This is a genomic window from Allobosea sp. MMO-172 (genome assembly GCF_037147855.1).
In the GTDB taxonomy this organism is placed as follows: Bacteria; Pseudomonadota; Alphaproteobacteria; order Rhizobiales; family Beijerinckiaceae; genus Allobosea.
Map to the genome: position 1 here is coordinate 17,990 of NZ_JBBCUM010000017.1, position 20,376 is coordinate 38,365.

The 20,376-nt window shown below is 62.8% G+C and carries 19 protein-coding genes and 2 pseudogenes; 16 read left to right on the top strand and 5 right to left on the bottom strand.

The genetic code is table 11. From position 1 onward, the window contains the following. Positions 1-251: 251 nt before the first annotated feature. Positions 252-821, bottom strand: coding sequence for a hypothetical protein (locus tag WFK61_RS21475; RefSeq protein WP_336814108.1), 570 nt, complete (start codon positions 819-821; stop codon positions 252-254). A 248-nt stretch (positions 822-1,069) separates the two neighbouring features. On the opposite strand from WFK61_RS21475, the gene WFK61_RS21480 reads away from it, so the two are divergent. The 3 genes and pseudogenes from WFK61_RS21480 to WFK61_RS26140 form a co-directional block, all read left to right on the top strand. Further along, positions 1,070-1,987 (top strand): hypothetical protein, encoded by a 918-nt coding sequence (locus WFK61_RS21480; RefSeq protein WP_336814109.1) that lies wholly within the window; start codon positions 1,070-1,072, stop codon positions 1,985-1,987. Between the two features lie 533 nt (positions 1,988-2,520). Continuing rightward, positions 2,521-3,277, top strand: a pseudogene (locus WFK61_RS21485) (IS5 family transposase). A gap of 13 nt (positions 3,278-3,290) precedes the next feature. Continuing rightward, a pseudogene (locus tag WFK61_RS26140) lies at positions 3,291-3,572 on the top strand (Tn3 family transposase); the annotation flags it as partial. Here the strand turns inward: WFK61_RS26140 and WFK61_RS21490 are convergent. Continuing rightward, a complete protein-coding gene (locus WFK61_RS21490) occupies positions 3,499-4,620 on the bottom strand; it encodes an RHE_PE00001 family protein (protein ID WP_336814110.1) in 1,122 nt (373 codons plus the stop codon). The pseudogene WFK61_RS26140 and the gene WFK61_RS21490 overlap by 74 nt on opposite strands. A 283-nt stretch (positions 4,621-4,903) precedes the next feature. On the opposite strand from WFK61_RS21490, the gene WFK61_RS21495 reads away from it, so the two are divergent. Then, positions 4,904-5,857 carry a recombinase family protein gene (locus tag WFK61_RS21495; RefSeq protein WP_336814111.1) on the top strand — a complete coding sequence of 318 codons (954 nt, stop codon included), beginning with the start codon at positions 4,904-4,906 and terminating at the stop codon, positions 5,855-5,857. 11 nt (positions 5,858-5,868) lie between these two features. On the opposite strand, the gene repC is transcribed toward WFK61_RS21495, so the two are convergent. The 3 genes from repC to repA form a co-directional block, all read right to left on the bottom strand. Beyond that, positions 5,869-7,185: a plasmid replication protein RepC gene (gene repC / locus WFK61_RS21500; RefSeq protein ID WP_336814112.1), complete on the bottom strand. Its 1,317-nt coding sequence runs from the start codon at positions 7,183-7,185 to the stop codon at positions 5,869-5,871. A 165-nt stretch (positions 7,186-7,350) separates the two neighbouring features. Beyond that, complete coding sequence (gene repB, locus WFK61_RS21505) at positions 7,351-8,337, bottom strand: plasmid partitioning protein RepB (RefSeq protein WP_336814113.1); 987 nt, start codon at positions 8,335-8,337, stop codon at positions 7,351-7,353. Between the two features lie 72 nt (positions 8,338-8,409). Then, positions 8,410-9,597 carry a plasmid partitioning protein RepA gene (gene repA, locus WFK61_RS21510; RefSeq protein WP_336814114.1) on the bottom strand — a complete coding sequence of 396 codons (1,188 nt, stop codon included), beginning with the start codon at positions 9,595-9,597 and terminating at the stop codon, positions 8,410-8,412. A gap of 394 nt (positions 9,598-9,991) precedes the next feature. Between repA and traI the strand changes: the two genes are divergently transcribed. Genes traI through trbI form a run of 12 tightly spaced genes read left to right on the top strand, consistent with a single transcriptional unit; the run spans position 9,992 to position 20,205 of the window. Continuing rightward, positions 9,992-10,615 (top strand): acyl-homoserine-lactone synthase, encoded by a 624-nt coding sequence (gene traI / locus WFK61_RS21515; protein ID WP_336814115.1) that lies wholly within the window; start codon positions 9,992-9,994, stop codon positions 10,613-10,615. Positions 10,616-10,631: 16 nt separating this feature from the next. After that, positions 10,632-11,600: a P-type conjugative transfer ATPase TrbB gene (trbB, locus tag WFK61_RS21520; protein WP_336814116.1), complete on the top strand. Its 969-nt coding sequence runs from the start codon at positions 10,632-10,634 to the stop codon at positions 11,598-11,600. After that, positions 11,590-11,970, top strand: coding sequence for a TrbC/VirB2 family protein (locus tag WFK61_RS21525; protein ID WP_336814117.1), 381 nt, complete (start codon positions 11,590-11,592; stop codon positions 11,968-11,970). Before trbB ends, WFK61_RS21525 begins: the two co-directional genes overlap by 11 nt. Beyond that, positions 11,963-12,262: a conjugal transfer protein TrbD gene (locus WFK61_RS21530; RefSeq protein ID WP_336814118.1), complete on the top strand. Its 300-nt coding sequence runs from the start codon at positions 11,963-11,965 to the stop codon at positions 12,260-12,262. The genes WFK61_RS21525 and WFK61_RS21530 overlap by 8 nt, the downstream gene beginning before the upstream one ends. A gap of 9 nt (positions 12,263-12,271) precedes the next feature. Beyond that, complete coding sequence (locus WFK61_RS21535; RefSeq protein ID WP_336814119.1) at positions 12,272-14,725, top strand: conjugal transfer protein TrbE; 2,454 nt, start codon at positions 12,272-12,274, stop codon at positions 14,723-14,725. Next, positions 14,697-15,515 (top strand): P-type conjugative transfer protein TrbJ, encoded by an 819-nt coding sequence (trbJ, locus tag WFK61_RS21540; RefSeq protein WP_336814120.1) that lies wholly within the window; start codon positions 14,697-14,699, stop codon positions 15,513-15,515. The genes WFK61_RS21535 and trbJ overlap by 29 nt, the downstream gene beginning before the upstream one ends. Next, complete coding sequence (gene trbK / locus WFK61_RS26145; protein WP_442896348.1) at positions 15,509-15,724, top strand: entry exclusion protein TrbK; 216 nt, start codon at positions 15,509-15,511, stop codon at positions 15,722-15,724. Before trbJ ends, trbK begins: the two co-directional genes overlap by 7 nt. A 29-nt stretch (positions 15,725-15,753) precedes the next feature. Beyond that, positions 15,754-16,905, top strand: a complete 1,152-nt coding sequence (trbL, locus tag WFK61_RS21545) for a P-type conjugative transfer protein TrbL (protein WP_442896353.1) — start codon at positions 15,754-15,756, stop codon at positions 16,903-16,905. A 14-nt stretch (positions 16,906-16,919) separates the two neighbouring features. Next, a complete protein-coding gene (gene trbF, locus WFK61_RS21550) occupies positions 16,920-17,582 on the top strand; it encodes a conjugal transfer protein TrbF (RefSeq protein WP_336814122.1) in 663 nt (220 codons plus the stop codon). A gap of 17 nt (positions 17,583-17,599) precedes the next feature. Continuing rightward, positions 17,600-18,427, top strand: a complete 828-nt coding sequence (gene trbG, locus WFK61_RS21555) for a P-type conjugative transfer protein TrbG (RefSeq protein ID WP_336814123.1) — start codon at positions 17,600-17,602, stop codon at positions 18,425-18,427. Between the two features lie 4 nt (positions 18,428-18,431). After that, positions 18,432-18,896 carry a conjugal transfer protein TrbH gene (gene trbH, locus WFK61_RS21560; protein ID WP_336814124.1) on the top strand — a complete coding sequence of 155 codons (465 nt, stop codon included), beginning with the start codon at positions 18,432-18,434 and terminating at the stop codon, positions 18,894-18,896. Between the two features lie 13 nt (positions 18,897-18,909). Beyond that, entirely contained in the window at positions 18,910-20,205 is a 1,296-nt protein-coding gene (trbI, locus tag WFK61_RS21565; protein ID WP_336814125.1) for an IncP-type conjugal transfer protein TrbI, read from the top strand. The last annotated feature ends 171 nt before the right edge of the window (positions 20,206-20,376 follow it).

The following is a 20,376-nucleotide window of genomic DNA, read 5'->3' on the forward strand; positions in this document are numbered from 1 at the left end:
ACTCACATCGCCTTTTCAGCGGGAGGCCGGGAGACGGTCAACACCTTCTACCGGTCCACACTCGCCCATGGCCGCACCGATGCTGGCGCCCCAAGTGTGCGCGCAAGTTATCACGCTCACTACGATGGCGCCTTTGTCTTCGATCCCGACGGCGACAAGATCGAGGCCATCAAGGGCGCCGGCCGCCTGTTGCAAAGAGGGAGGCGCCGATTGCGCCTCCCTCCTGATTGTAGCCTGATCGGCAAGACCGCTTATCGCCGACCCAGGATCGTGCGGATCGGGTCGCGGAAGAACGAGGTGACGAAGCCACGATCATTCTTCAGGCCGAGCGCGGCAAGAATCTGCTCCCGCAGATGCGGGATGACGGCCCACTCGCCTCCGAAGGGCTTACCACCCAGGATCTGGCCCACATCCACATGGAGCATGTGCTTGGGCAACACCTTGCTCAGGCCGCCCGTCAAGCTGGTCACATACGCATCGGTGACATCCTGCAGGGGCTTCAAGTCCTTCGTGCAGGACGTCACCGCCTCGTCGATCTGGCGGCTCGCCGCAGCCTTATCAGCCAGCAGGCGGTTCCGCAGCGCCGGCAGGGTCTTGAACGAGCCATCCTCAGCCTGCAGCGCGATCTTGCTCGGATCGCCGCCGCCCTTGATGATCTCGGCGATGCCCTTGTCGATGGGGCCGAGCATCTCGTTGACCTTGGCCTCGACCTGGGCACGGCTCGGGCCTGCCCGCTCCTCGCAGTAGCTGGCCGCGGCCGGCGCCGCCTGACTCGCGATGACCGCGGCGAGCGCCGCGGCAACGAACTTCGTATTGGTCATGGTTTTCTCCTCCCGACTCCGCCGCGATGTCCGTCAGGCGCGACGGGGGCTTGCGGCAACGGCGCCGGTTGAGAAAACGCTACGAAATCAACGCCATGTCGGTCTATTCACTGGTTAACGACGTGTTATCCGTATGATTTACGGACATGCTGCCACCTCACGTTACCGATCAATTCATTTTCCGTTCAGGAGCGGTTCTTCAGCTTCCTTCGCGTTCGTCCGCACCCCCACTCACTAGGGCTTGCACAATGGCCGGAAGCCTTGCTCCCGAGTTGAACGTCCTCAAGAAATACATCTTCGGCACCGTTCCAAAGCTGGCGCGCGACCTTGGTGTCAGCGAACGCGTGATCCGATACCTCATGGGGTGGCCCAGGCACCACTCAGCCTCCCCGCTGGTGCGCAGCCAAATCACCAGCCTCTTCACGGCCCATTATCCGTTCCCCCTCCCCGACGGCCTTGCCGATCTCCGGCTCATGCTGAACGCAGCAAAGCAGCGGCCGGGAAGCCAGGAGCTCCTCGTCTGCGTCCAGACGATCGAGTATACGACCCAACTTAATCAGCTCGGCGAATGGGCTCAGATCGGCGCGCTGTACCTGTACTTCGCGGCATGCCATGCCCGCGCGATGCTGAACAATAAGCAATCCATGTTTGGCAATGAAAAGAGCTTCCGCCAAATCTTGGATCGCGGCATTGATGCTCTCGAAAAAGCCCGCAAGTTGGTTGCAGATACGCTGCAGAAAAACCCGCATCATCCCGATATGAAGAAGATCCGGGAACTGGATGCGTACCTCCTGCTGAATCACGTCACTGCTCGCGGTTTCTACATCACGGATGAGACGGAAATCCGCAAGGACGAGGTCACGGCCGAGCTTAAGGAAATCAATGCCATCGAGCTTTTCCTCGACGCGATGCTCACCGCGCCCTGGGAATGGCGTCTCGCCTATAACGGTCTCGATGTTGCCAACCGGCTCAATCAGCCCGACGACATCCTGATGAAGTTCTACGGGCCGCTCATGTCCTTCGATCGCGGTTTCTCGGACGTCGCGTACAGCCCCGGAGAGGTGCTCTCGATTGAGAAAAATCCCGACTGGGGTCATCTCCGTCAACGTCTCAAGAACAAGCGCTTCAAAGACCTGGTTTCCGCCCATCTCAATGCCAGCAAGTAGGAGGTACAGATGACCAAGACACAGATCGCCCAGACGTTCGTCACCACCGAGATCCTCGCAGTCTCGGGAATCGGCACCACCGTCTGATCACCACCTCGATGCAATCGGGCTGCCCGAGCGTTCACCCGCCGGGCGGCCCGATCTGTTTGTAGCGAGCACGTTCGGCCGCTCGATGCGATATCCGGGATATCGTCTAGCTCGGCGCCACCCCTGACTCCTTTGAACGACGCATGGCGAAGCTGGCGGTCATCAGTCCAGCCCCAAAACTGGACCTCGGAAGGCGAGTTCCGCCGCGACCGACCGATCAAAGGATATGACCCCGCGGGCCACACCCGGTCATCGCGCAAGCGGCGAAGATCCGCCGCGGCCGTCGCGGTTCCATGCCCTGGCCCAGACCATCTGCACATTCAGACAGGGCCGGATCATCGATCAGAGCCGCGAGTCTCTAGAATATCGCGCCTCTGGACTAGGGCTTGTTGAGGTTCAGAGTTTTCTGGACGGCGATATCATGATTCAAGCTCCTTTTGAGGAGTTTGATGATGCTTCGGACTGTCTTGACGGATTCCCAGTGGGCAAAGATGGCTCCGCACTGCCATGGCAAGGCACCGATCCGGGCCGCAGCGGAGGCGACAATCGGCTTTTTGTCGAAGCGGTTCTGTGGAAAGCGCGCACCAGCAGCCCCTGGCGGGATCTGCCGGCCGAATTCGGCAATTGGAATACGGTCTTCAAACGCTTCGATGACTGGTCGAGAAAAGGCGTGTTCGAACGGATCTTCGAAGCCGTCTCGGATGATCCGGACATGGAATATGCCATGATCGATGCAACCATCGTTCCGGTCCACCGCCATGGACACGGCGCAAAAGGGGGACTCAAAATCAGGCGATCTGACGATCGAAAGGCGGATGGACGACCAAAATCCTTGCCTTGACCGATGCCCTTGGCAACCTCGTCCGGTTTCACCTCTTGCCAGGTCAACGCTACGACACGATCGGAGTGGCTCCGCTGATCGAAGGGATCGCGTTCGAGGCGATCCTTGCTGACAAGGCGTTCGACGCCAACTGGATCATCGAGGACATGAACGAGCGCGGTGCACAGATCGTGATCTCGCAGCGCCCCAAGCGAAAACATCCGATCGAGGTCGACAGGGAAGTCTATAAGTGGCGGCACCTAATAGAGAACTTCTTCTGCAAACTCAAAGAGTTCAAGGCAATCGCCATGCGGTCCGACAAAACCGACCGGAATTTCTCAGCGATGATCTACGCTTGCGCCGCCGTCATAAATTCAAGATGAACCTCAACAAGCCCTAGACCTCGTCATCGCCGCCATCATCTACTGGCACTCCACCTATATGTTCGGTGCTGTGGCTCACCTGCTATCAACCGGCGAAACTGTTCCCGACGACCTCCTAGTTCACACCTCGCCAGTCGGATAGGAACCCGTCGCCTTCTCCGGTGACTTCCTCTGGAATCACGCCGCGCAGATGGCTGAGGGCAAAATTCAAGGACGAACGCTCAAAGGATGCCCCAGGCGCGATAGCTCCCCCTCCCCGTCATCTCGCGAACGCCAAGCTCAGCGATCAGATTGAGGGCGCCACGGGGTGTCACGTCGGCCGCCTTAGCGACCATGGCAGCCGAAACGATCGGCCTTGACAGGATCAGTTCGATCGCGGCCGGGAGACTGCTGGTCGACCGGCGGCCGCGGAGCTTGCGCTCCATAAGCTGGCGGGCCTGATCGAGCCGGGCGATCTCCTTCATCCCCGATTCCGCCGCGAGGCACATCGCATCGAGGAAGGCGAGCAATCGCTTTGTCCGATCGAAAGAGCGCCGCCGCTCGCGAGGTACGGCTTTCAGGCCGACGTTGAGCGCAGGCAGGTGCGAAACGACTTTGCCTCGCGCCTGCAGACAGGTCGCGACGAGCTGGCTGCCGAGCCAATGCTGCCGCTGCAACGGCTCAATAGCTTCCCATGCGTCGAGGAGAAGCGCGGCCGACAACACAGGCGGCAAATCAGCTGCGTCGCTCCTTACTCCATGCCATTCGAACAGCCGCTCCTGTTCGTCCCACCCCGCATCGCGGATAACGAGCTCGCCGACGACGAGCGATGGCTTTTCGCGAACGGCCACCGGCGCCTGCGTGGCGATCCCGTCCAGAACGCGCCGCGAGCGTTCCAGCATCGCATCGATGTGTGCGAGCTCGCGAGAAAGTGGATCATCGTCATCATCGGGAGGTGCCTCGTCCTCCTCCCCTCCCCTCTCATCAGAAATGCCTGGTGCTTTCGGCGAGGTGATGCGCTCGGCCCCCGTTAGAGCCGCGATACCGGCTTCGGAAACTGCCCACCCAGGCTCAGCGCCGGCGACGCGACGTCGCGCGCGAAGGATGACGTGGCCGACAACCAGTTCATGCGTCGGCGACCGGATATCCATGTGGGCGTCGTGAAAGACCAGGTCCTCGATGTGGAGAAGCTGGCCCGAGATCCACATGCTGGCGGCCGCCTCGAGGAAATGCCCGCGCTCCGCGAACCCCTCGCGGACCGGGCTGCGGCGCACGATCTCATCGAGCCGAGCCAGCTGGTCCTCAGCTCGCGCCACCTCAGGAAGCAGGGTCCGAAGTGGCAGTTCTCCAATTTCATAACCCATTGTAAATACGCCGCTTCGATATCAATACAGAAGCTATCACGATTTTGATTTCCGTCACATAGATATCTAACAGACACGCTCGTGGTGGGTAGAGTTGCCTGGCCGTCCGGATTGAACAGGGGCACGCCGGTCGTGCCTCAGATCGACGAGAAGCCCCGATTTCATTGGGTTTTCGCGCAGCTCGCGCGCCGGAAATAGCACCTAGAGACGTTTACAAACGATCAGTTATCCGTATCTTCTGAATTTGGAAAACCGATGCTCTGCGTTCTCTCAGGCGCTCCAAATGGCCCGCGACACCCAAAATCGAGCTTCCCGTCGACCCCAGGGACGCCTGATCGGCTATGCACGGGTGTCGACCGACGAGCAGACGACAGAAGCCCAGGAGATCGAGCTGCGCTCGGCCGGCTGCGATCTCATCGTCCAGGAGCACGGTTCTGGCGCATCGCGTGCTCGGCCAGCCCTGACGAAGCTGCTGCGGGAGATCGGCGCCGGCGACACGCTCATTGTCGTCCGGCTCGACCGCCTGGCACGCTCCGTCAGCCATCTGCTCGACGTGATCGAAGATCTGACGGAGAAGGGGGCGCATTTTCGTTCGCTGCGCGATCCGATCGACACGACGACGCCGCAGGGCATGTTCTCGCTGCAGGTCCTCGGCGCCGTGGCGCAGCTCGAGCGCGCGCTGATCTCCGAGCGGACCAAGGCCGGCATCAGGGCAGCGAAGGCCAAGGGCCGGCTTCCCGGCAATCCCGGCATTCGCGAGCGACGGCCGGAGATGCTGGCGAAGATGACCGCGGCCCAGAAGGCGGCCTATGGGGATCGCATTCAGGCGACGGCGAGCCAATGGCTGCCGACGGTCAGGCGCATGCGGCCGGATCATAACTGGGACGACGTCGCCCGCGTGCTGAAGCAACGCGGCTTCGACTGGACCCCTGAGCGCCTCCGCCGCGCCGTCAAATGGCTGGTCAGCGAGCACATGGCCGACCGGGCGCTCTTGCGAAAATCTCCTCCGCGCCTCCCGGAGGATCGCCTGGTCACGCTGGTGGCCGGCATCCACGTATCGAACCCGACCCTGACGCTGCGCGAGATCGCAACCCAGCTCGAACGGCTGCACGAGCGGACGCCGCGCGGCGGCTCGAAATGGTCGCCCTCCTCGGTGAAGAACCTGATCGACCGCGCCCGCCGTTCCGGATTGATCGCCGGTGACGACAAGACGACGGTCGGCGCCGCCCAAGGCTAGGACGTGGTTCATCACGGCCGCGGCTTCTGCAGGCTCTTCAAGAGCGCTTCCGAGGCCTGCAACCGAGGTTTAGCAGTTGCGACGGCGCCCTCAGCAGTGCCCTCGTCAACTCCCATCGATTTTTGCGCATCGAGCCGGGCCCGCAGCAGCGCCATGACCATCGGCCAGGTCGAGAATTTCTCCTCCTTCGCCCTTTCGGTCAGGCTGCGCAGGTAACCGCCGGCGTTGTTGATCTGCCCGGCGCGCTGATACATTGCCGCCAGGGTGATCGCGGCGTGCTGCTCACCCATGACCTCGCGCGCTTCACGCCAAGCGCTGGGACTGATCCCGAGCGACGGCCGGGCCAGCTCTGCAGCAGCCAGGAAATCGCGCCAGTGTCGGATTTCCCCGCCCTGCGCCAGATCCCGCAAGTTCGGGCAGGCATCGAGCACGATCCCAAGAGGCAGTTCCCGCTTCGGCAGGCTCCGGATGTTGTCGGTTTCCGCGACGATGACGGCCGCTTCCTCACTCTTCGAAAAGCGGTGTTCAGATTCAGATAGAGGGTCTGGATTTGAATTCTGTATGTGGCGACCAGAATGGGACTCATTGCCATCCAGATTCTGAGCTTTAGCGAATGATTCCAGCACGTCACGGATCTGCGTGCAGAGATCCTGCAGATCGAGGCAGATGGCCTCCACCAGCTGCCTGGGGGCCGTGCGCGGCAACCGGCCGATGATGGCCTGATAGGTCTGCTGAACTCGGCCCCAGTTGCCCGGAACCCGCTCCTCGATACCGGTGTCGATCATCTTGACGATGTCCCGGCGCAGCAACGTGAGCCGCTCCTTCGCGACCCGAAAAGCCTTCTTCTCGGCGTGAACGGCCTCCGCCAGGTCCTTGATCTCTTCGGCGCGTGCGACAATCGGCGCGAGGTCGAAGCCATAAGCCTGCTCGATCTCCCCTCCCCTGCCCTTACGCGCGAAGCGCTTGCCGTTCGGGCTGTCGCGACGAATGATCAGGCCGCATTCGACGAGCACCGCGATGTGCCGCCGCAGCGTCGTCGCTGGCATGCCGTTGGCCCGGGCCATCAACTGCTCGTTCGATGGCCACACGACGAGCTCCGTGTCACCGGTGAGCGCCGTTTCCGGGTGAAAGGTCAGCAGCGCGTTGAGGATCGCGAGAGAACGATCCGTCGCGCCGACGAGTTCCCGGGCCACGCGGATGTCCTGGAAGACCTGCCACTTGTGCACGACGGCATCTGGCTTCGCCGCCTTTGCCGTCATCTGATTTGAAATCTGGCCGAGCGTCATCGGCCGCCGCCCAAAGGGCGTCGTTGTCACATGCGTCTGCATTGTCCTTCACCTATCGCTAGGCAAAAGAAGTCCAGCCTCCAAAACGGCATGCAAAAGCGCCGTTGGACTTGACACTGATTCGCGGAAGTGGGATTCTCTCAGTCGCCAAACTGATAAGAGAAGGGCTTCCGGAACTCCGTTTCGGGGGCCTTTTTCTTTTGCGGGTTAGCCTCCATCCCTCTGTGAAACTGCATCTCTACGGAATTCCTCATAAAGCCGGTCGAGGCTATCCGAGAGAAATGCTCCGAATGCGTGCGCATCGGCGTTCTTGGCCTTGAGCGCCAGCGTAAACTTCTTGCCTTCCGCCAGAATATCGGCCGACAGCGCCTTGTCAGACGCCGTCCAGCCGCGTTTTTCCAGCGCAGCTCGTTTCCGACCAGGCTTCACTTTCAAGCGCTGAACAAGCAGATGAAATCGTTCATCGCTCGACAACGGCACAAACCCATCCTCGCGGAGAATTTCGCTTGCCCGCCCGTGGTTCGCCGGATTGTCGAGGAGCAGCTTGAGCTCATACCAACGGTCTCGGCCGACGCCTTTGGCTTGACCGATTGCAGCAAGCACTCCCGCTGGAAGAGTTGCGACAGACAGCATTTTCGAAAGCGTTGCTCGGTCGATGGACAACGCGCTCAGGATGGTCGAGTTGTCGTCGTCGTAGTGCAGACGTGCGACGTCGGCAGCGAATAATGCTCGTTCGATGAACGGCACATTGGCCCGCGCTGAGTTCTCCTGTCCGAGGGCAAGGACATGCTCTCGGTCCTCCATCTCCTTGACGATCGCGCGAACTTTGCGCCCGAGCTCCTTCGCAACCCGCAGGCGCCTATGCCCAAAGACGGTCATGTATCGACCCGCCGATTTCGGATGCGGTCGAACTAAGATCGGCGAGTTCTGCCCGGTATCGCGTATAGCGCTGAGCAGCTCATCGAACTCCTGATCATCGTCCGTGCGTCGATCTCTGACGAAAGAAACGTCAATCAGATCCGGATCAAGGTCGACGACGGTCTCGCCTTCCGCGAGTCGATCCGCGCGAGCGGCCATCTCGTCCAACGAGTTCAGAATTGACCGCGATGCTCCCTTGGTCGTGTAATCCAAGACAGCACGGTTCGACGGGGTGTCCTTATCAACGAGGTTCGCGAACGGGTTCTTACGAGCCATAATTCAGCCTCTTGGATTTCGCTAGATAGCTGAAATAAAAGGGTCTTTCCCCGGTTTTGACTGCGGTCAACATTACAGACGCCCCCACGCACGGTGAATCAGCCCCTGAATCTCGAAATTGACCGCGTCCAACGCCTCGATCGCCCGATCGTATGTGTCCCGGTTGAAGTTCGCGCGCTCCACCTCGTAAAGCGTCTGCTTCGTCAGCCCCGCGTCCGATACCGCGGTGGACTTCAGCATGGGATTCTTGAGGATCTCCTCGGCCAGCATTGATTGCATGAACCCGAGCATCTGCGCTTGCGGGACATCAGTCGGTTCGTAGCGGGTGATCAGATAACGCAGCCAGTCGATCTTGACCGGCGCGCCCTTCTCTCGGATCGCCTTCACGAAATTCCCGAGCATCAGCAAAAACTGGCTCATAGACATCAGGTCCAGCATCTGGGGATGCACAGTGATCAGAACCGAAGTCGAAGCCGTAAGCGCCGTAAGCGTCAAAAACCCGAGTTGGGGAGGGCAGTCGATGACAACAACGTCATATCGGTCGTCGACTTGCTCAAGCGCTCGCCCGAGCCGGGCGTAGAACCGCTTCCCTTCGTTCGAGCTCTGCATGGAGAGAGGGGTATCGTACTCATACTCCTGCAATTCAAGGTTGGCGGGGATGATATCCAGCGAAGGGAAGTTCGTGGGCATGATGACATCGCCAACCGGCCGCCGCTTCTCATCGTAGCGGATGGCATCGTACAAAGATCGATTCCGGTCGAGCTCCGGCTGAAACCCATGCAAGGCGGACAACGAGGCTTGGGGGTCCAGATCAATTGCCAGCACGCGGTGACCAGTCAGGGCCAGATGCTGACTGAGATGGGCGGCGGTAGTAGTCTTTCCCGACCCACCCTTAAAGTTGACAACCGAGATAACCTGAAGCTTTTCCCCCGGCTTACGATAGGGGACGTACTTCTTCGCGTCCGAGCGCCCGTTCTTGTCCAGGTAATGCCTGAGCTCGATCATCTGTTCGGCGGCATAGAAGCGTCGCCCGGCCGCGGCAATGAAGGGCTCGGGCCCTTTGCCTTCGAGGTGCAGTCTTTTCAAATTATTCGGACTAACACCAAGATAATGTGCGACTTCGGCCATCGGGAACCGGCGCAGCGTCTTCTTTGCGTCAGGCGGAAACTTCTCCAGTCGCAGTTGATCGAGCTTGCGCGAGATCTCTGCCCCTTGGGACAAAATTTTCTCGTCAAATTCGAACGAGGGGAGGGAACCCATCTTAGCCTATCCTGAAGAAAATAGCGCCATAAGCGGCCAAAATACCGATTTGGCGCCAGTATGGGCGATTCTATCGGGCTGACAAGGAGTTTAGGGTTAACGAGTCCTTAAGGGATCTATCCGAACAAGGCCCGCCAACAACACCTCATCCTAGATTTCATAAACGTATTCAGTCCCATAGCGGAAACTCCCCTGAGCTGGCGGCTCGGAAACCCACTAATACTTTTATTAGGGTAGGAAGCCCTGTTTTTCCCGCTTAAGGACCGTTTTCAGGGTCGATTCGTTCCGACAGGCCCGACCTGCGAGAGAATCGGACTCATACTTTCATTAGTCGCGCCGGCCCGACGATGGTGGCCTTTAGCCCTCCGACCGCAATGGATTCGGAGGATCACGCATGCAGGCGATCGCCATCGCGCCGCAGGCTTACACTAGCCAGGCACCGCTTCTCGATTCGATGCACAAGCTTCGCGCCCGCGTCTTCCGCGAGCGCATGAATTGGGATGTGGACGTCAGCAACGGCCGCGAGAGAGACCAGTTCGACCATTGCCGCCCGACCTACGTCCTCGCGATATCCGACCGGAATCAGGTGGCCGGCTGCGCCCGACTGCTGCCCGCGACGGGACCCACCCTGCTCTCAATCCTCTTTCCGGAGCTCGTCGGGTCGAGTCTGTTCAAGCCTCACGCCGCGATGATCGAGAGTTCGCGCTTCTGTGTCGACACATCGATCGGAACGAGCAGGGCAGGGGAGGGGCTGCACGGTGCGACCTGGACCATGTTCGCGGCGATCATCGAGTGGTCGATGGCGAACGGCTATAACGAGCTCGTCACCGTGACCGACATCCGCATCGAGCGGATCCTGCGCCGCGCCGGCTGGCCCATGGCTCGGGTCGGCAACCCCAAACCGATCGGGAACACGACGGCCGTTGTCGGCCTGCTGCCGATCGACCAGGTCAGCTTCGAGAGCGTGCGTCCGGCCGGCTACACCTCGTCGATCAAGCCGTTCCGTCGAGCAGCGTGAGGCGGAGCCCTTCGCGATGACGCAACCGCGCTCCCACCCACGCCTGATCCGCAAGCTGCAGGAGGCACTGGGCGACCAGCTCTGTGTCGCCCTCGATGACCCCAGCGTGGTAGAGATCATGCTCAATCCCGATGGGCGGCTGTTCGTCGAACGGCTCGGCCACGGCATGGCCGCGACCGGAGAGATGACGCGGGCGGCGGCCGAGATCGTCATCGGCAGCGTTGCGCATGCACTCAACTCCGAGGCCGACGACGAGCAGCCGATCATTTCCGGCGAGTTGCCGATCGGCGGCCACCGCTTCGAGGGGTTACTGCCGCCTGTCGTCAAGGCACCGACCTTCACGATCCGCCGACGTGCGTCACGGTTGATCCCTCTAGACGACTACGTGAAGGCCCGGGTGATGTCGGAACGCCAGGCAGACGTCATTCGCAATGCCGTCGCCTCGCGACTCAACATCGTCATTTCCGGCGGCACCGGCTCTGGCAAGACGACGCTGGCGAACGCCATCATCGCGGAGATCTCCGAGGCGGCCCCCGACGACCGCATCCTGATCCTCGAGGACACGGCCGAGATCCAGTGCCCGGTCGAGAATGTCGTCGCCCTGCATACCAGCGACACCGTCGACATGGCCCGGCTGCTCAAAAGCACCATGCGGCTGAGGCCCGACCGGATCGTCGTCGGCGAGGTTCGCGACGGAGCAGCGCTCACGCTGCTGAAGGCCTGGAATACGGGACACCCCGGCGGCGTCGCCACTGTCCACGCCAACACCGCCGAGTCGGCCCTGCGCCGGCTCGAGCAGCTCACCGCCGAAGCGAGCCAGCAGCCGATGCGCGAGGTGATCGGCGAGGCCGTCAACCTGATCGTCTCGATCGAGCGGACCGCCCGGGGGCGCGTGCTGCGCGACCTCCTCCACGTCAACGGCTTCGTCAACAACCGCTACCAGACCGAATCCTATTGCCAGAAAGCAGAAGTCCATGACGCCTGAACGTCTTGCGGTCCGCATCGTCCTGTGGGCCGCGCTCGGCCTGTTGATCACGCATCCCGCGCTCGCTTCGTCGGGCGGTAGCCTGCCCTGGGAAAGCCCGCTCGAGCAGATCCAGAAATCCATCACCGGCCCGGTCGCCGGATTCATCGCGCTCGCAGCCGTGGCGGTTGCCGGCGGCATGCTGATCTTCGGCGGCGAGCTCAACGATTTCGCGCGCCGGCTGATGTACATCGTCCTCGTCGCCGGCATCCTGCTCGGTTCGACCCAGATCGTCGCCCTTTTCGGCTCGACCGGCGCCTCGATCGGCACGCCAGCGAGCATTGCTCCTGCCTGGAGCGATGACAGGGCAGGGGAGGGAGCCCGTGGCTGAACCCGGTTCCGCGCTCGCCCGTTCGCGCATTCACCGCGCCCTGTCGCGGCCCAATCTGCTGATGGGCGCCGATCGCGAACTCGTGCTGTTGACGGGGCTTGCGGCGGTGATCCTGATCTTCGTGGTGCTGACCTGGTACGCAGCGCTGTTCGGCATCGTGATCTGGACCTTTACCGTCGGCCTCCTGCGGATGATGGCCAAGGCCGATCCGGCGATGCGGCGCGTCTACATGCGCCATGTCGGTTATCGGCAGCACTATCGCCCGACCTCGTCGCCTTGGCGGCGTTTCTGAGGTCCGGTCATGGTTGCGCTGCGGTCCTTTCGCCATTCCGGCCCCTCCTTCGCCGATCTGGTGCCCTATGCTGGGCTGGTCGATGACGGCATCGTCCTCAACAAGGACGGCTCGCTGATGGCCGGCTGGTATTTCGCCGGACCGGATTCCGAGAGTTCGACCGACGCCGAGCGCAACGAGGTGTCCCGGCAGATCAACCTCATTCTCGCCCGTCTGGGCTCGGGCTGGATGATCCAGGTCGAAGCGCTGCGCATTCCCACGACGGACTATGCCGCCCGCGAAGATGGGCATTTCCCCGATGCGGTCACGCGCGCGATCGACGAGGAGCGGCGCGGGCATTTCGAGCGGGAGAGGGGGCACTACGAAAGCCGCCATGCCCTGATCCTGACCTGGCGGCCGCCGGAGCGGCGCAAGTCGGGAGTCGCGAAGTATATCTACTCCGACAAGGACAGCCGCTCGGCGAGTTTCGCCGACACCGCGCTTGACCATTTCAGGACCTCGATCCGGGAGATCGAGCAGTACCTGTCGAACCTGCTGTCGATTGAGCGCATGCGGACGCGCGAGACCCCCGAGCACGGCGAGACGCGGGTCGCACGCTATGACGAGCTCTTCCAGTTCGTACGCTTCTGCGTTGGTGGCGAAAACCACCCCGTCCGGCTGCCGGAAATCCCGATGTATCTCGATTGGCTCGTCACGGCCGAATACCAGCACGGGCTGACGCCGACGGTCGATGGCCGCTTCGTCGGCGTCGTGGCGATCGACGGCCTGCCGGCCGAAAGTTGGCCCGGCATTCTCAATGGGCTCGATCAGTTGCCGCTGACCTATCGCTGGTCCTCGCGCTTCATGTTCCTCGACGAGATCGAAGCGCGCGAGCGGCTGGAGCGCACCCGCAAGAAATGGCAGCAGAAGGTCCGCCCCTTCTTCGACCAGCTCTTCCAGACCCAGTCGCGGTCGGTCGACCAGGATGCCATGGCGATGGTCGTCGAGACGCAGGATGCGATCGCGGAAGCCGCGTCACAGCTCGTCGCCTATGGCTACTACACACCCGTCATCGTGCTGCAGGATCAGGATGCCGAACGGCTCCGCGAGAAATGCGAGGGCATTCGCCGGGTTGTCCAGGCCGAGGGTTTTGGCGCCCGGATCGAGACGTTGAACGCCACGGAAGCCTTCCTCGGCTCGCTGCCGGGGAACTGGTATGCGAACATCCGCGAGCCGCTGATCCACACACGCAATCTTGCCGATCTGCTGCCGCTCAATTCGGTCTGGTCGGGCAGCCCGGTCGCGCCTTGCCCGTTCTATCCGGAAGGTTCGCCGCCGCTGATGCAGGTCGCATCCGGCTCCACTCCCTTCCGGTTGAATCTTCATACCGATGACGTCGGTCACAGCCTGATCTTCGGCCCGACCGGCTCGGGAAAGTCGACGCTGCTGGCACTGATCGCAGCGCAGTTCCGCCGCTACAAGGACGCGCAGATCTTCGCTTTTGACAAGGGCCGGTCGCTGATGCCGCTGACGCTGGCAGCAGGCGGCGATCATTATGAGATCGGCGGCGGGGCAGGGGAGGGGCCTCAGCTCGCCTTCTGCCCGCTCGCGGAGCTCGCCACCGACGCCGACCGCGCCTGGGCGTCGGAATGGATCGAGACGCTCGTCGTCCTGCAGGGCGTGACCGTCAGCCCGGACCATCGCAACGCCATCTCGCGGCAGATCGCGCTCATGGCGGCGGCGCCCGGGCGCTCGCTCGCCGATTTCGTCTCGGGCGTGCAGATGCGCGAGATCAAGGATGCGCTGCACCACTACACCGTCGACGGCCCGATGGGGCACCTGCTCGATGCCGAGCAGGACGGGCTGACGCTCGGCCGCTTCCAGACCTTCGAAATCGAGGAGCTGATGAACATGGGCGAGCGCAGCCTCGTGCCCGTGCTCACCTATCTTTTCCGCAAGATCGAGAAACGCCTCACCGGCGCACCGAGCCTGATCCTGCTCGACGAGGCCTGGCTGATGCTCGGCCATCCTGTCTTCCGCGACAAGATCCGCGAATGGCTGAAGGTGCTGCGCAAGGCCAATTGCGCGGTCGTGCTCGCGACCCAGTCGATTTCCGACGCCGAACGCTCAGGCATCATCGACGTGCTGAAGGAATCCTGCCCGACCAAGATCTGCCTGCCGAACGGCGCGGCGCGCGAACCCGGAACGCGCGAATTCTACGAGCGCCTCGGCTTCAACGAGCGTCAGATCGAGATCGTCTCGAACGCGATCCCGAAGCGCGACTATTACGTGACCTCGCCCGCCGGCCGGCGCCTCTTCGACATGGCGCTCGGGCCGGTCGCGCTCGCCTTCGTCGGCGCCTCGGGCCGCGACGATCTCAAACGGATTATCGAACTCAAGACGGCGCACGGTCCCGCGTGGCCGATGCATTGGCTCCAGACAAGGGGGATCGGTCATGCCGAGACGATACTCGCAGATGACTAGGCGCGAATTCCTGCGCGGTACAGCGATCGCGGCCATTGCGCTGCCGCTGATCGCGAGATCCGCGTTCGCAGGCGGCGGCGCCCTGGGTGGCGGCGCGACCGAATGGACGCAGATGCTGAACAATAGCGAGCTCATCGCGCTGGTCGGGAAATCGGCCGAGCAGGTCAACAACCAGATCAAGCAGATCACCCAGCTCGCCGAGCAGATCACGAACCAGCTCAACATCTACAAGAACCTGGTGCAGAACACTGCGCAGCTGCCGGCCCGGATCTGGGGACAGGTCGCCGGCGAGCTGAACAAGCTGAAGACCATCGTCAGCCAGGGGCAGGGCATCGCCTTCTCGATGGGCAATCTCGACGATGTGCTCAAGCAGCGCTTCAAGAGCTTCGCCGACTTTAAGTCGAACCTGCCGGACGGTTCGAGCTTCTCGCAGACCTACCAGAACTGGTCGTCCACCAATCGCGACACCATCAGCGGCACGCTGCGCGCCGCCGGCCTGACGGCCGATCAGTTCTCGAGCGAGGAGTCGACCATGTCGCAGCTCCGCTCGCAGTCGGAAAGCGCCGATGGCCAGATGAAGGCCCTGCAGGTGGGGCATTCGATCGCGACCCAGCAGGTAGCCCAGATGCAGAAGTTGCGGGGGCTCGTCTCCCAGCAGATGACGATGATGGCGACCTGGTATCAGTCGGAACAGGCTGAGAAGGACCTCTCGCAGGCGCGCCGGCAGGAGTTCTTCAAGTCGACGGCGCCGTCGACCTCGGGTGGCCAGGAAATGCGCCCCCGATGGTAAGGCCCCCCGTTCGGATCATCATCCTGTGCGCCGGCGCGGCCGCGGCTGTCGGCCTCTGGCTTTCCCTACGGACACCGCCAGACCGAGCTGCAACCGATCCAGCGCCGGCTGCGCGCCCGAGCAAGGAGCGCGAGCGCGCCAAGGCGTTTTTCGGCATGCCGCAGAAATACGACATGGACAACGGCCAGGAGATGCGGCCGCGATGGTGACGGTCGCCTTCCTCACCCGTCCAACGACGATGTTCGTCATCGTCGTGACGATGGCGGTGTTCCTGCATGCCTTGGACCCCGCCTTCGCCGCGGCGGACGGGAGCGTGCTGACAACCGTCGAGAACCAGGTGGTTGCGGCCGCGAAGGGCTGGGAAACGACCATCACCAACGCAGCGAAATCGCTGTTCTGGATTCTCGCCGGCATCGAGATCGGGATCGCCGCGGTCTGGCTCGCCATTCAGGCGGCGACGATCGAGGCCTGGTTCGCCGAGCTCGTGCGCCGCATCCTATTCATCGGCTTCTTCGCCTTCGTGTTGACCCAGGGGCCGAGCTTCGCCAAGGCGGTGGTCGACAGCCTGTTTCAGATCGGCGGCGGCTCCGGCTCGGCCTCGCCGGCGAATGTCTTCAATGCCGGCCTGACCGTCGCCTCCGCCATGTCGGAGAAGATCTCGTTCGGCGTCTTCCAGGACAATGCGCTGGCGCTTTCGGCCTCGCTCGCCATGATCGTCAGCGTCATCGCCTTCTCGCTGGTCGCCGCGATCTTCCTCGCCGTGCTCGTCGAGATGTATGTCGGCCTTCTCGCCGGCATGATCATGCTCGGCCTCGGCGGCTCGTCCTTCACCAAGGATTTTGCGATCCGCTACCTCGTCTACGCCTTCTCGGTCGGCATGAAGCTGATGGCGCTCGTCATGATCGCCAAGATCGGCTCCGACGTGCTGATCGGCTTGGCGAAGGACACGTCGATCGGCAACCAGTACCAGACCGCGCTCGCCATCGCCGGCATCGCGGTCGTCGTCTTCATCCTCGCCATGTATGTGCCGACCATCGTTCAGGGCGTGGTCCAGGGCGCCTCGGTTACCGGCGGCATGGAGGTGATCCGCCACGGCTCGCAGGCAGCGAGCTTCGCGACCGGCGGCGTGGCGCTCGGGGTCGGCGGAGCCAGCGCCGGCGCGGCAGCTTTCAACGCGGCCCGGGCCAGCGGCACTTCGATGGGCGGCGCGGCGCTCGCCGGCCTGCGTGGTGCGGCTTCCGCCGGCGGCGCTCTTGCCTCGGCCGCCCGCGACAAGGCGATCGGTTCGCCCGGCGCCTATGCCGGATCGCTGCTCGGGCTCGCCAACGCCAAACTCGAACGAGGCGGCAACGGCTCGCGGACACCACTGCCCGAGAAACACGACAAATGACGGATGAACCGCGCTTGGCCTCGACCAGATCGCCTGAGAATCCCTACATCGCCGCCCGGCAGGAATGGACCGAGCGCTATGGCTCCTATGTAAAGGCAGCGAATTCCTGGCGTGTCGTCGGCATCGCCAGCCTTAGCCTTGCGCTGATCAGCACGAGCTACGCGCTCTACCAGAGCACGAAGGTCAAGCTCGTCCCATACATCGTCGAGGTCGACAAGCTCGGCTCGTCGGTGAGCGCAGGTTTCCCGGCCCAAATCGAATATGCCGATCCGCGCGTGGTGCGCGCGACGCTGGCCGGCTTCATCACGAACTTCCGCTCGGTGACGCCGGATACCGTGGTGCAGAAGCAATATATCGACCGCATCTACGCCATGCTGCGCACCACGGACCCAGCGACCGAGAAGGTCAATGCCTGGTTCCGCTCGAATTCCCCGTTCGACAAGGCCAGGACCGCGACGGTCGCGATCGAGGTCAACAATGTCGTGCCGCTGTCGCCGCTGTCGTTCCAGATCGACTGGACCGAGTACGAGCGCGACCGCAAGGGCAAGGAAGTGGCGTCGCGCCGCTTCCGCGGCGTGGCCAGCGTCGTGCTGATTCCGCCGCAGGACGAGGCGGTGATCCGGCTCAATCCGCTCGGTCTCTACCTCAAGGATTTCGACTGGACCGCTCAGATCTGAAAGGCGCGCCCAAACCCATGACTGCAACACGACCAGGATTCCAGGCGGCCTTTCTGATTGCGATCGCCCTCGGTTCCATCGCCGGCGTCACCGATGCCGGTGCCCAGGCCATCAACCGGAAAGAAGCGAAGGGGATGGACATCTCTGGCCAGTGGCGCGGCCGGACCGGGTTGGTAACGCGCGGCGCCGATGGCAAAGTGATCTTTCTCTATGGCGAGGTCCAGCCTTCGGTGGTCTGCTCGCCCCTGCAGGTCTGCGATATCGAGCTGCAAGGTGGCGAGGTCGTGCGCGATGTTCTCGTCGGCGACACCGTGCGCTGGAAGGTCGAGCCCGCGACGTCCGGCGCGAGCGGCGGCCAGGCCATCCACCTGATCGTCAAGCCGACCGAAGCCGGGCTCGTCACCTCCATGGTTGTGACGACGTCGCGCCGGACCTATCACATCCAGCTCAAATCTCACGCCACGCATTACATGGCGCGCGTCGGCTTCGACTATCCTGAGGATGTGTCCACGCGTCTGGCTGACGTCAACGCCCGGATCGAAGCGGGCGGCGCCGGCGTGCCGGCGGAGCAGCTCAGCTTCAGTTATTCGGTTTCGGGCAATGCCGGCTGGCGTCCGACTCAGGTCTATAGCGACGGCACCAAGACCTACATCCAGTTCCCGGAATCGGTCGCCTCGCGCGACGCACCCGTCCTGTTCGTCGTTTCGGGCGGGCAGAACCGCATCGTCAACTATCGGATGAAGAGCAACATGATGATCGTCGACTATGCGATCGACAAGGCCATCCTGATCTCCGGCGTCGGCTGGTGGACCCAGGAGAAGGTCACCATCCAGAGGGGAGGGTGACGGCATGACCTATCCGCTGCTCCCCACTTTGCGGCCGGCACGCTCCGGCGCTCTCGTTCTCGCCGCGGCTTTTCTTTCCGGGTGCTCGACATTCGGATCCGGCGGGCTCGTCGACAGCACGGCCCCGGCCGAACTCTCCGCGCCGGCCGCCTCGGCCGTCGCCGGCGATCTCGTGCCGCGCCTGGCCGAGCAGATCGGCCAGGGGAAGGTCACGGTCCTCCTGAAGTCCGACGGGTCGGCCTTCGGCACGGCGCTTGAAACCTCCCTTCGTGGCTGGGGTTACACGGTCAAGACTGATCAGGAGACCAAGGATCCAAAGGCCATCCAGCTCGCCTATGTACTGGCTTCCGCGGATGGGCAGGTCCTTGCCCGGCTCTCGACCGGATCGATCGAAATCGGACGCATCTATTCCGCGACCGCGACCGGGGCCCAGCCGGCAAGCCCGGTCTCGGTCATGAAACGCGGTTGAGGGGAGGGGAGCCATGACCCAATCTCTCCAGCTCGGCGGCGGACCTGGCGGGGCAGGCGCCCCCAAGGGCATTCGTCGTCTCAACCGCCTGCCTATTATCGTCGCGGGCGTGGTCGGCATCCTGTTCCTCGCGGTGATCATTTACGGGCTGGCCTCGCGCGGACTCATATTCCGCTCGGCATCCGATCGCAGCGCAAGCGGAGGCGCGCCGGCAACGACATTCGCCGATCAGATGAAACGGGGGATCGCCGACGGCATTATCGGTGACGGCCGAGAGCCGGCTCCCGCAGCGCCCGCGCCTGAACCGCAGTCCGCGCCGCAGAACCCCTTCGTCCCGCCGCAGCCCGCCACTGCGGAGCCTAAGGGAAGCGCGCTGGAATCCGAAGAGGCTTGGCGGACCCGTCTCGAACGCGAAGCTCAGGAGCAGTTGCTGCGGGAGCGGCAGCGCCAACGCATGGCGCGCCTGCAGGCCAGCAACGTCGCGCTGGATTCGCCGCTCGCCATCGACACCCAGAAGATCAAGGCTGCGTCGGCGGCCACATCGCCGGCGAATCCGGGCCCGATGGCAGCAGGCTCATCCTCGCCCAGCGATCTCTACAGCCTTGCGCTCCAGGGGGGCTTGGGCGGCCAGAACCTCGATCCGAACGGGCAGTCGAAGAAGGAGAGTTTCTTTAATTCCGACCTCGCCAAGCTCGGCTACCTGCCGAACCGTGTCGTGCCGCCGCAATCGCTCTACGAGCTGAAACGCGGCTCGGTCATCCCGGCGACGCTGATCACCGGCATCAACTCCGATCTGCCGGGTCGTATCACCGCCCAGGTCAGCCAGAAGGTCTATGACAGCGCCACCGGCCACCGGCTGCTGATCCCGCAAGGAACGAAGCTGATGGGCCGCTACGACAGCAAAGTTTCGTTCGGCCAGAGCCGCGTCCTGGTTATCTGGACCGACATTATCTTCCCGAACGGCTCGACCCTCCAGATCGGCGGCATGGCCGGCACGGACGCCGAAGGCTATGGCGGCTTCAAGGATCAGGTCGACAACCACTATCTGAAGACCTTCGGTTCGGCGGTCCTGCTCGCGATCATCGGCACCGGCATGGATATGGCGATCCCTCAGAACTCGACGCTGGCCAACCAGACGACGGCCTCGGATGCGGCACGGCGGAATTTCGCCGAGACGTTTGGCCGCGTCGCTGAGCGCACGATTGGCAAGAACCTCGATGTGCAGCCGACGCTCGAGATCCGTCCCGGCTATCAGTTCAACATCCTCGTCGACCAGGATGTCGTGTTCCCTGGCACCTACCGGGGATGATCATGATCGGGTTCAAGCCGCATGACGCTGAGACGCACTTCACGGCCTCCCGCGCGACCAGACGCCATGCGTCGAGCCTCGATGCCCAACTGCAAAATGCCGGCTAACTGAAATTGACATCTCAATCGGAGCGGGCAACGGTCGCGGACAACCGTCAGTTGGTCCGCAGGG

Excerpts from the sequence above, each read along its gene's own strand:
- traI (WP_336814115.1), top strand. The coding sequence starts at position 9,992 with ATGCAGGCGATCGCCATCGCGCCGCAGGCTTACACTAGCCAGGCACCG.
- WFK61_RS21490 (WP_336814110.1), bottom strand. The coding sequence starts at position 4,620 with ATGGGTTATGAAATTGGAGAACTGCCACTTCGGACCCTGCTTCCTGAG.
- repA (WP_336814114.1), bottom strand. The coding sequence starts at position 9,597 with ATGGGTTCCCTCCCCTCGTTCGAATTTGACGAGAAAATTTTGTCCCAA.
- repC (WP_336814112.1), bottom strand. The coding sequence starts at position 7,185 with ATGCAGACGCATGTGACAACGACGCCCTTTGGGCGGCGGCCGATGACG.
- trbI (WP_336814125.1), top strand. The coding sequence starts at position 18,910 with ATGACCCAATCTCTCCAGCTCGGCGGCGGACCTGGCGGGGCAGGCGCC.
- trbJ (WP_336814120.1), top strand. The coding sequence starts at position 14,697 with ATGCCGAGACGATACTCGCAGATGACTAGGCGCGAATTCCTGCGCGGT.
- WFK61_RS21525 (WP_336814117.1), top strand. The coding sequence starts at position 11,590 with ATGACGCCTGAACGTCTTGCGGTCCGCATCGTCCTGTGGGCCGCGCTC.
- trbH (WP_336814124.1), top strand. The coding sequence starts at position 18,432 with ATGACCTATCCGCTGCTCCCCACTTTGCGGCCGGCACGCTCCGGCGCT.
- WFK61_RS21475 (WP_336814108.1), bottom strand. The coding sequence starts at position 821 with ATGACCAATACGAAGTTCGTTGCCGCGGCGCTCGCCGCGGTCATCGCG.
- trbG (WP_336814123.1), top strand. The coding sequence starts at position 17,600 with ATGACTGCAACACGACCAGGATTCCAGGCGGCCTTTCTGATTGCGATC.
- WFK61_RS21535 (WP_336814119.1), top strand. The coding sequence starts at position 12,272 with ATGGTTGCGCTGCGGTCCTTTCGCCATTCCGGCCCCTCCTTCGCCGAT.
- trbB (WP_336814116.1), top strand. The coding sequence starts at position 10,632 with ATGACGCAACCGCGCTCCCACCCACGCCTGATCCGCAAGCTGCAGGAG.
- WFK61_RS21480 (WP_336814109.1), top strand. The coding sequence starts at position 1,070 with ATGGCCGGAAGCCTTGCTCCCGAGTTGAACGTCCTCAAGAAATACATC.
- trbL (WP_442896353.1), top strand. The coding sequence starts at position 15,754 with ATGTTCGTCATCGTCGTGACGATGGCGGTGTTCCTGCATGCCTTGGAC.
- WFK61_RS21495 (WP_336814111.1), top strand. The coding sequence starts at position 4,904 with ATGGCCCGCGACACCCAAAATCGAGCTTCCCGTCGACCCCAGGGACGC.
- repB (WP_336814113.1), bottom strand. The coding sequence starts at position 8,337 with ATGGCTCGTAAGAACCCGTTCGCGAACCTCGTTGATAAGGACACCCCG.
- trbK (WP_442896348.1), top strand. The coding sequence starts at position 15,509 with ATGGTAAGGCCCCCCGTTCGGATCATCATCCTGTGCGCCGGCGCGGCC.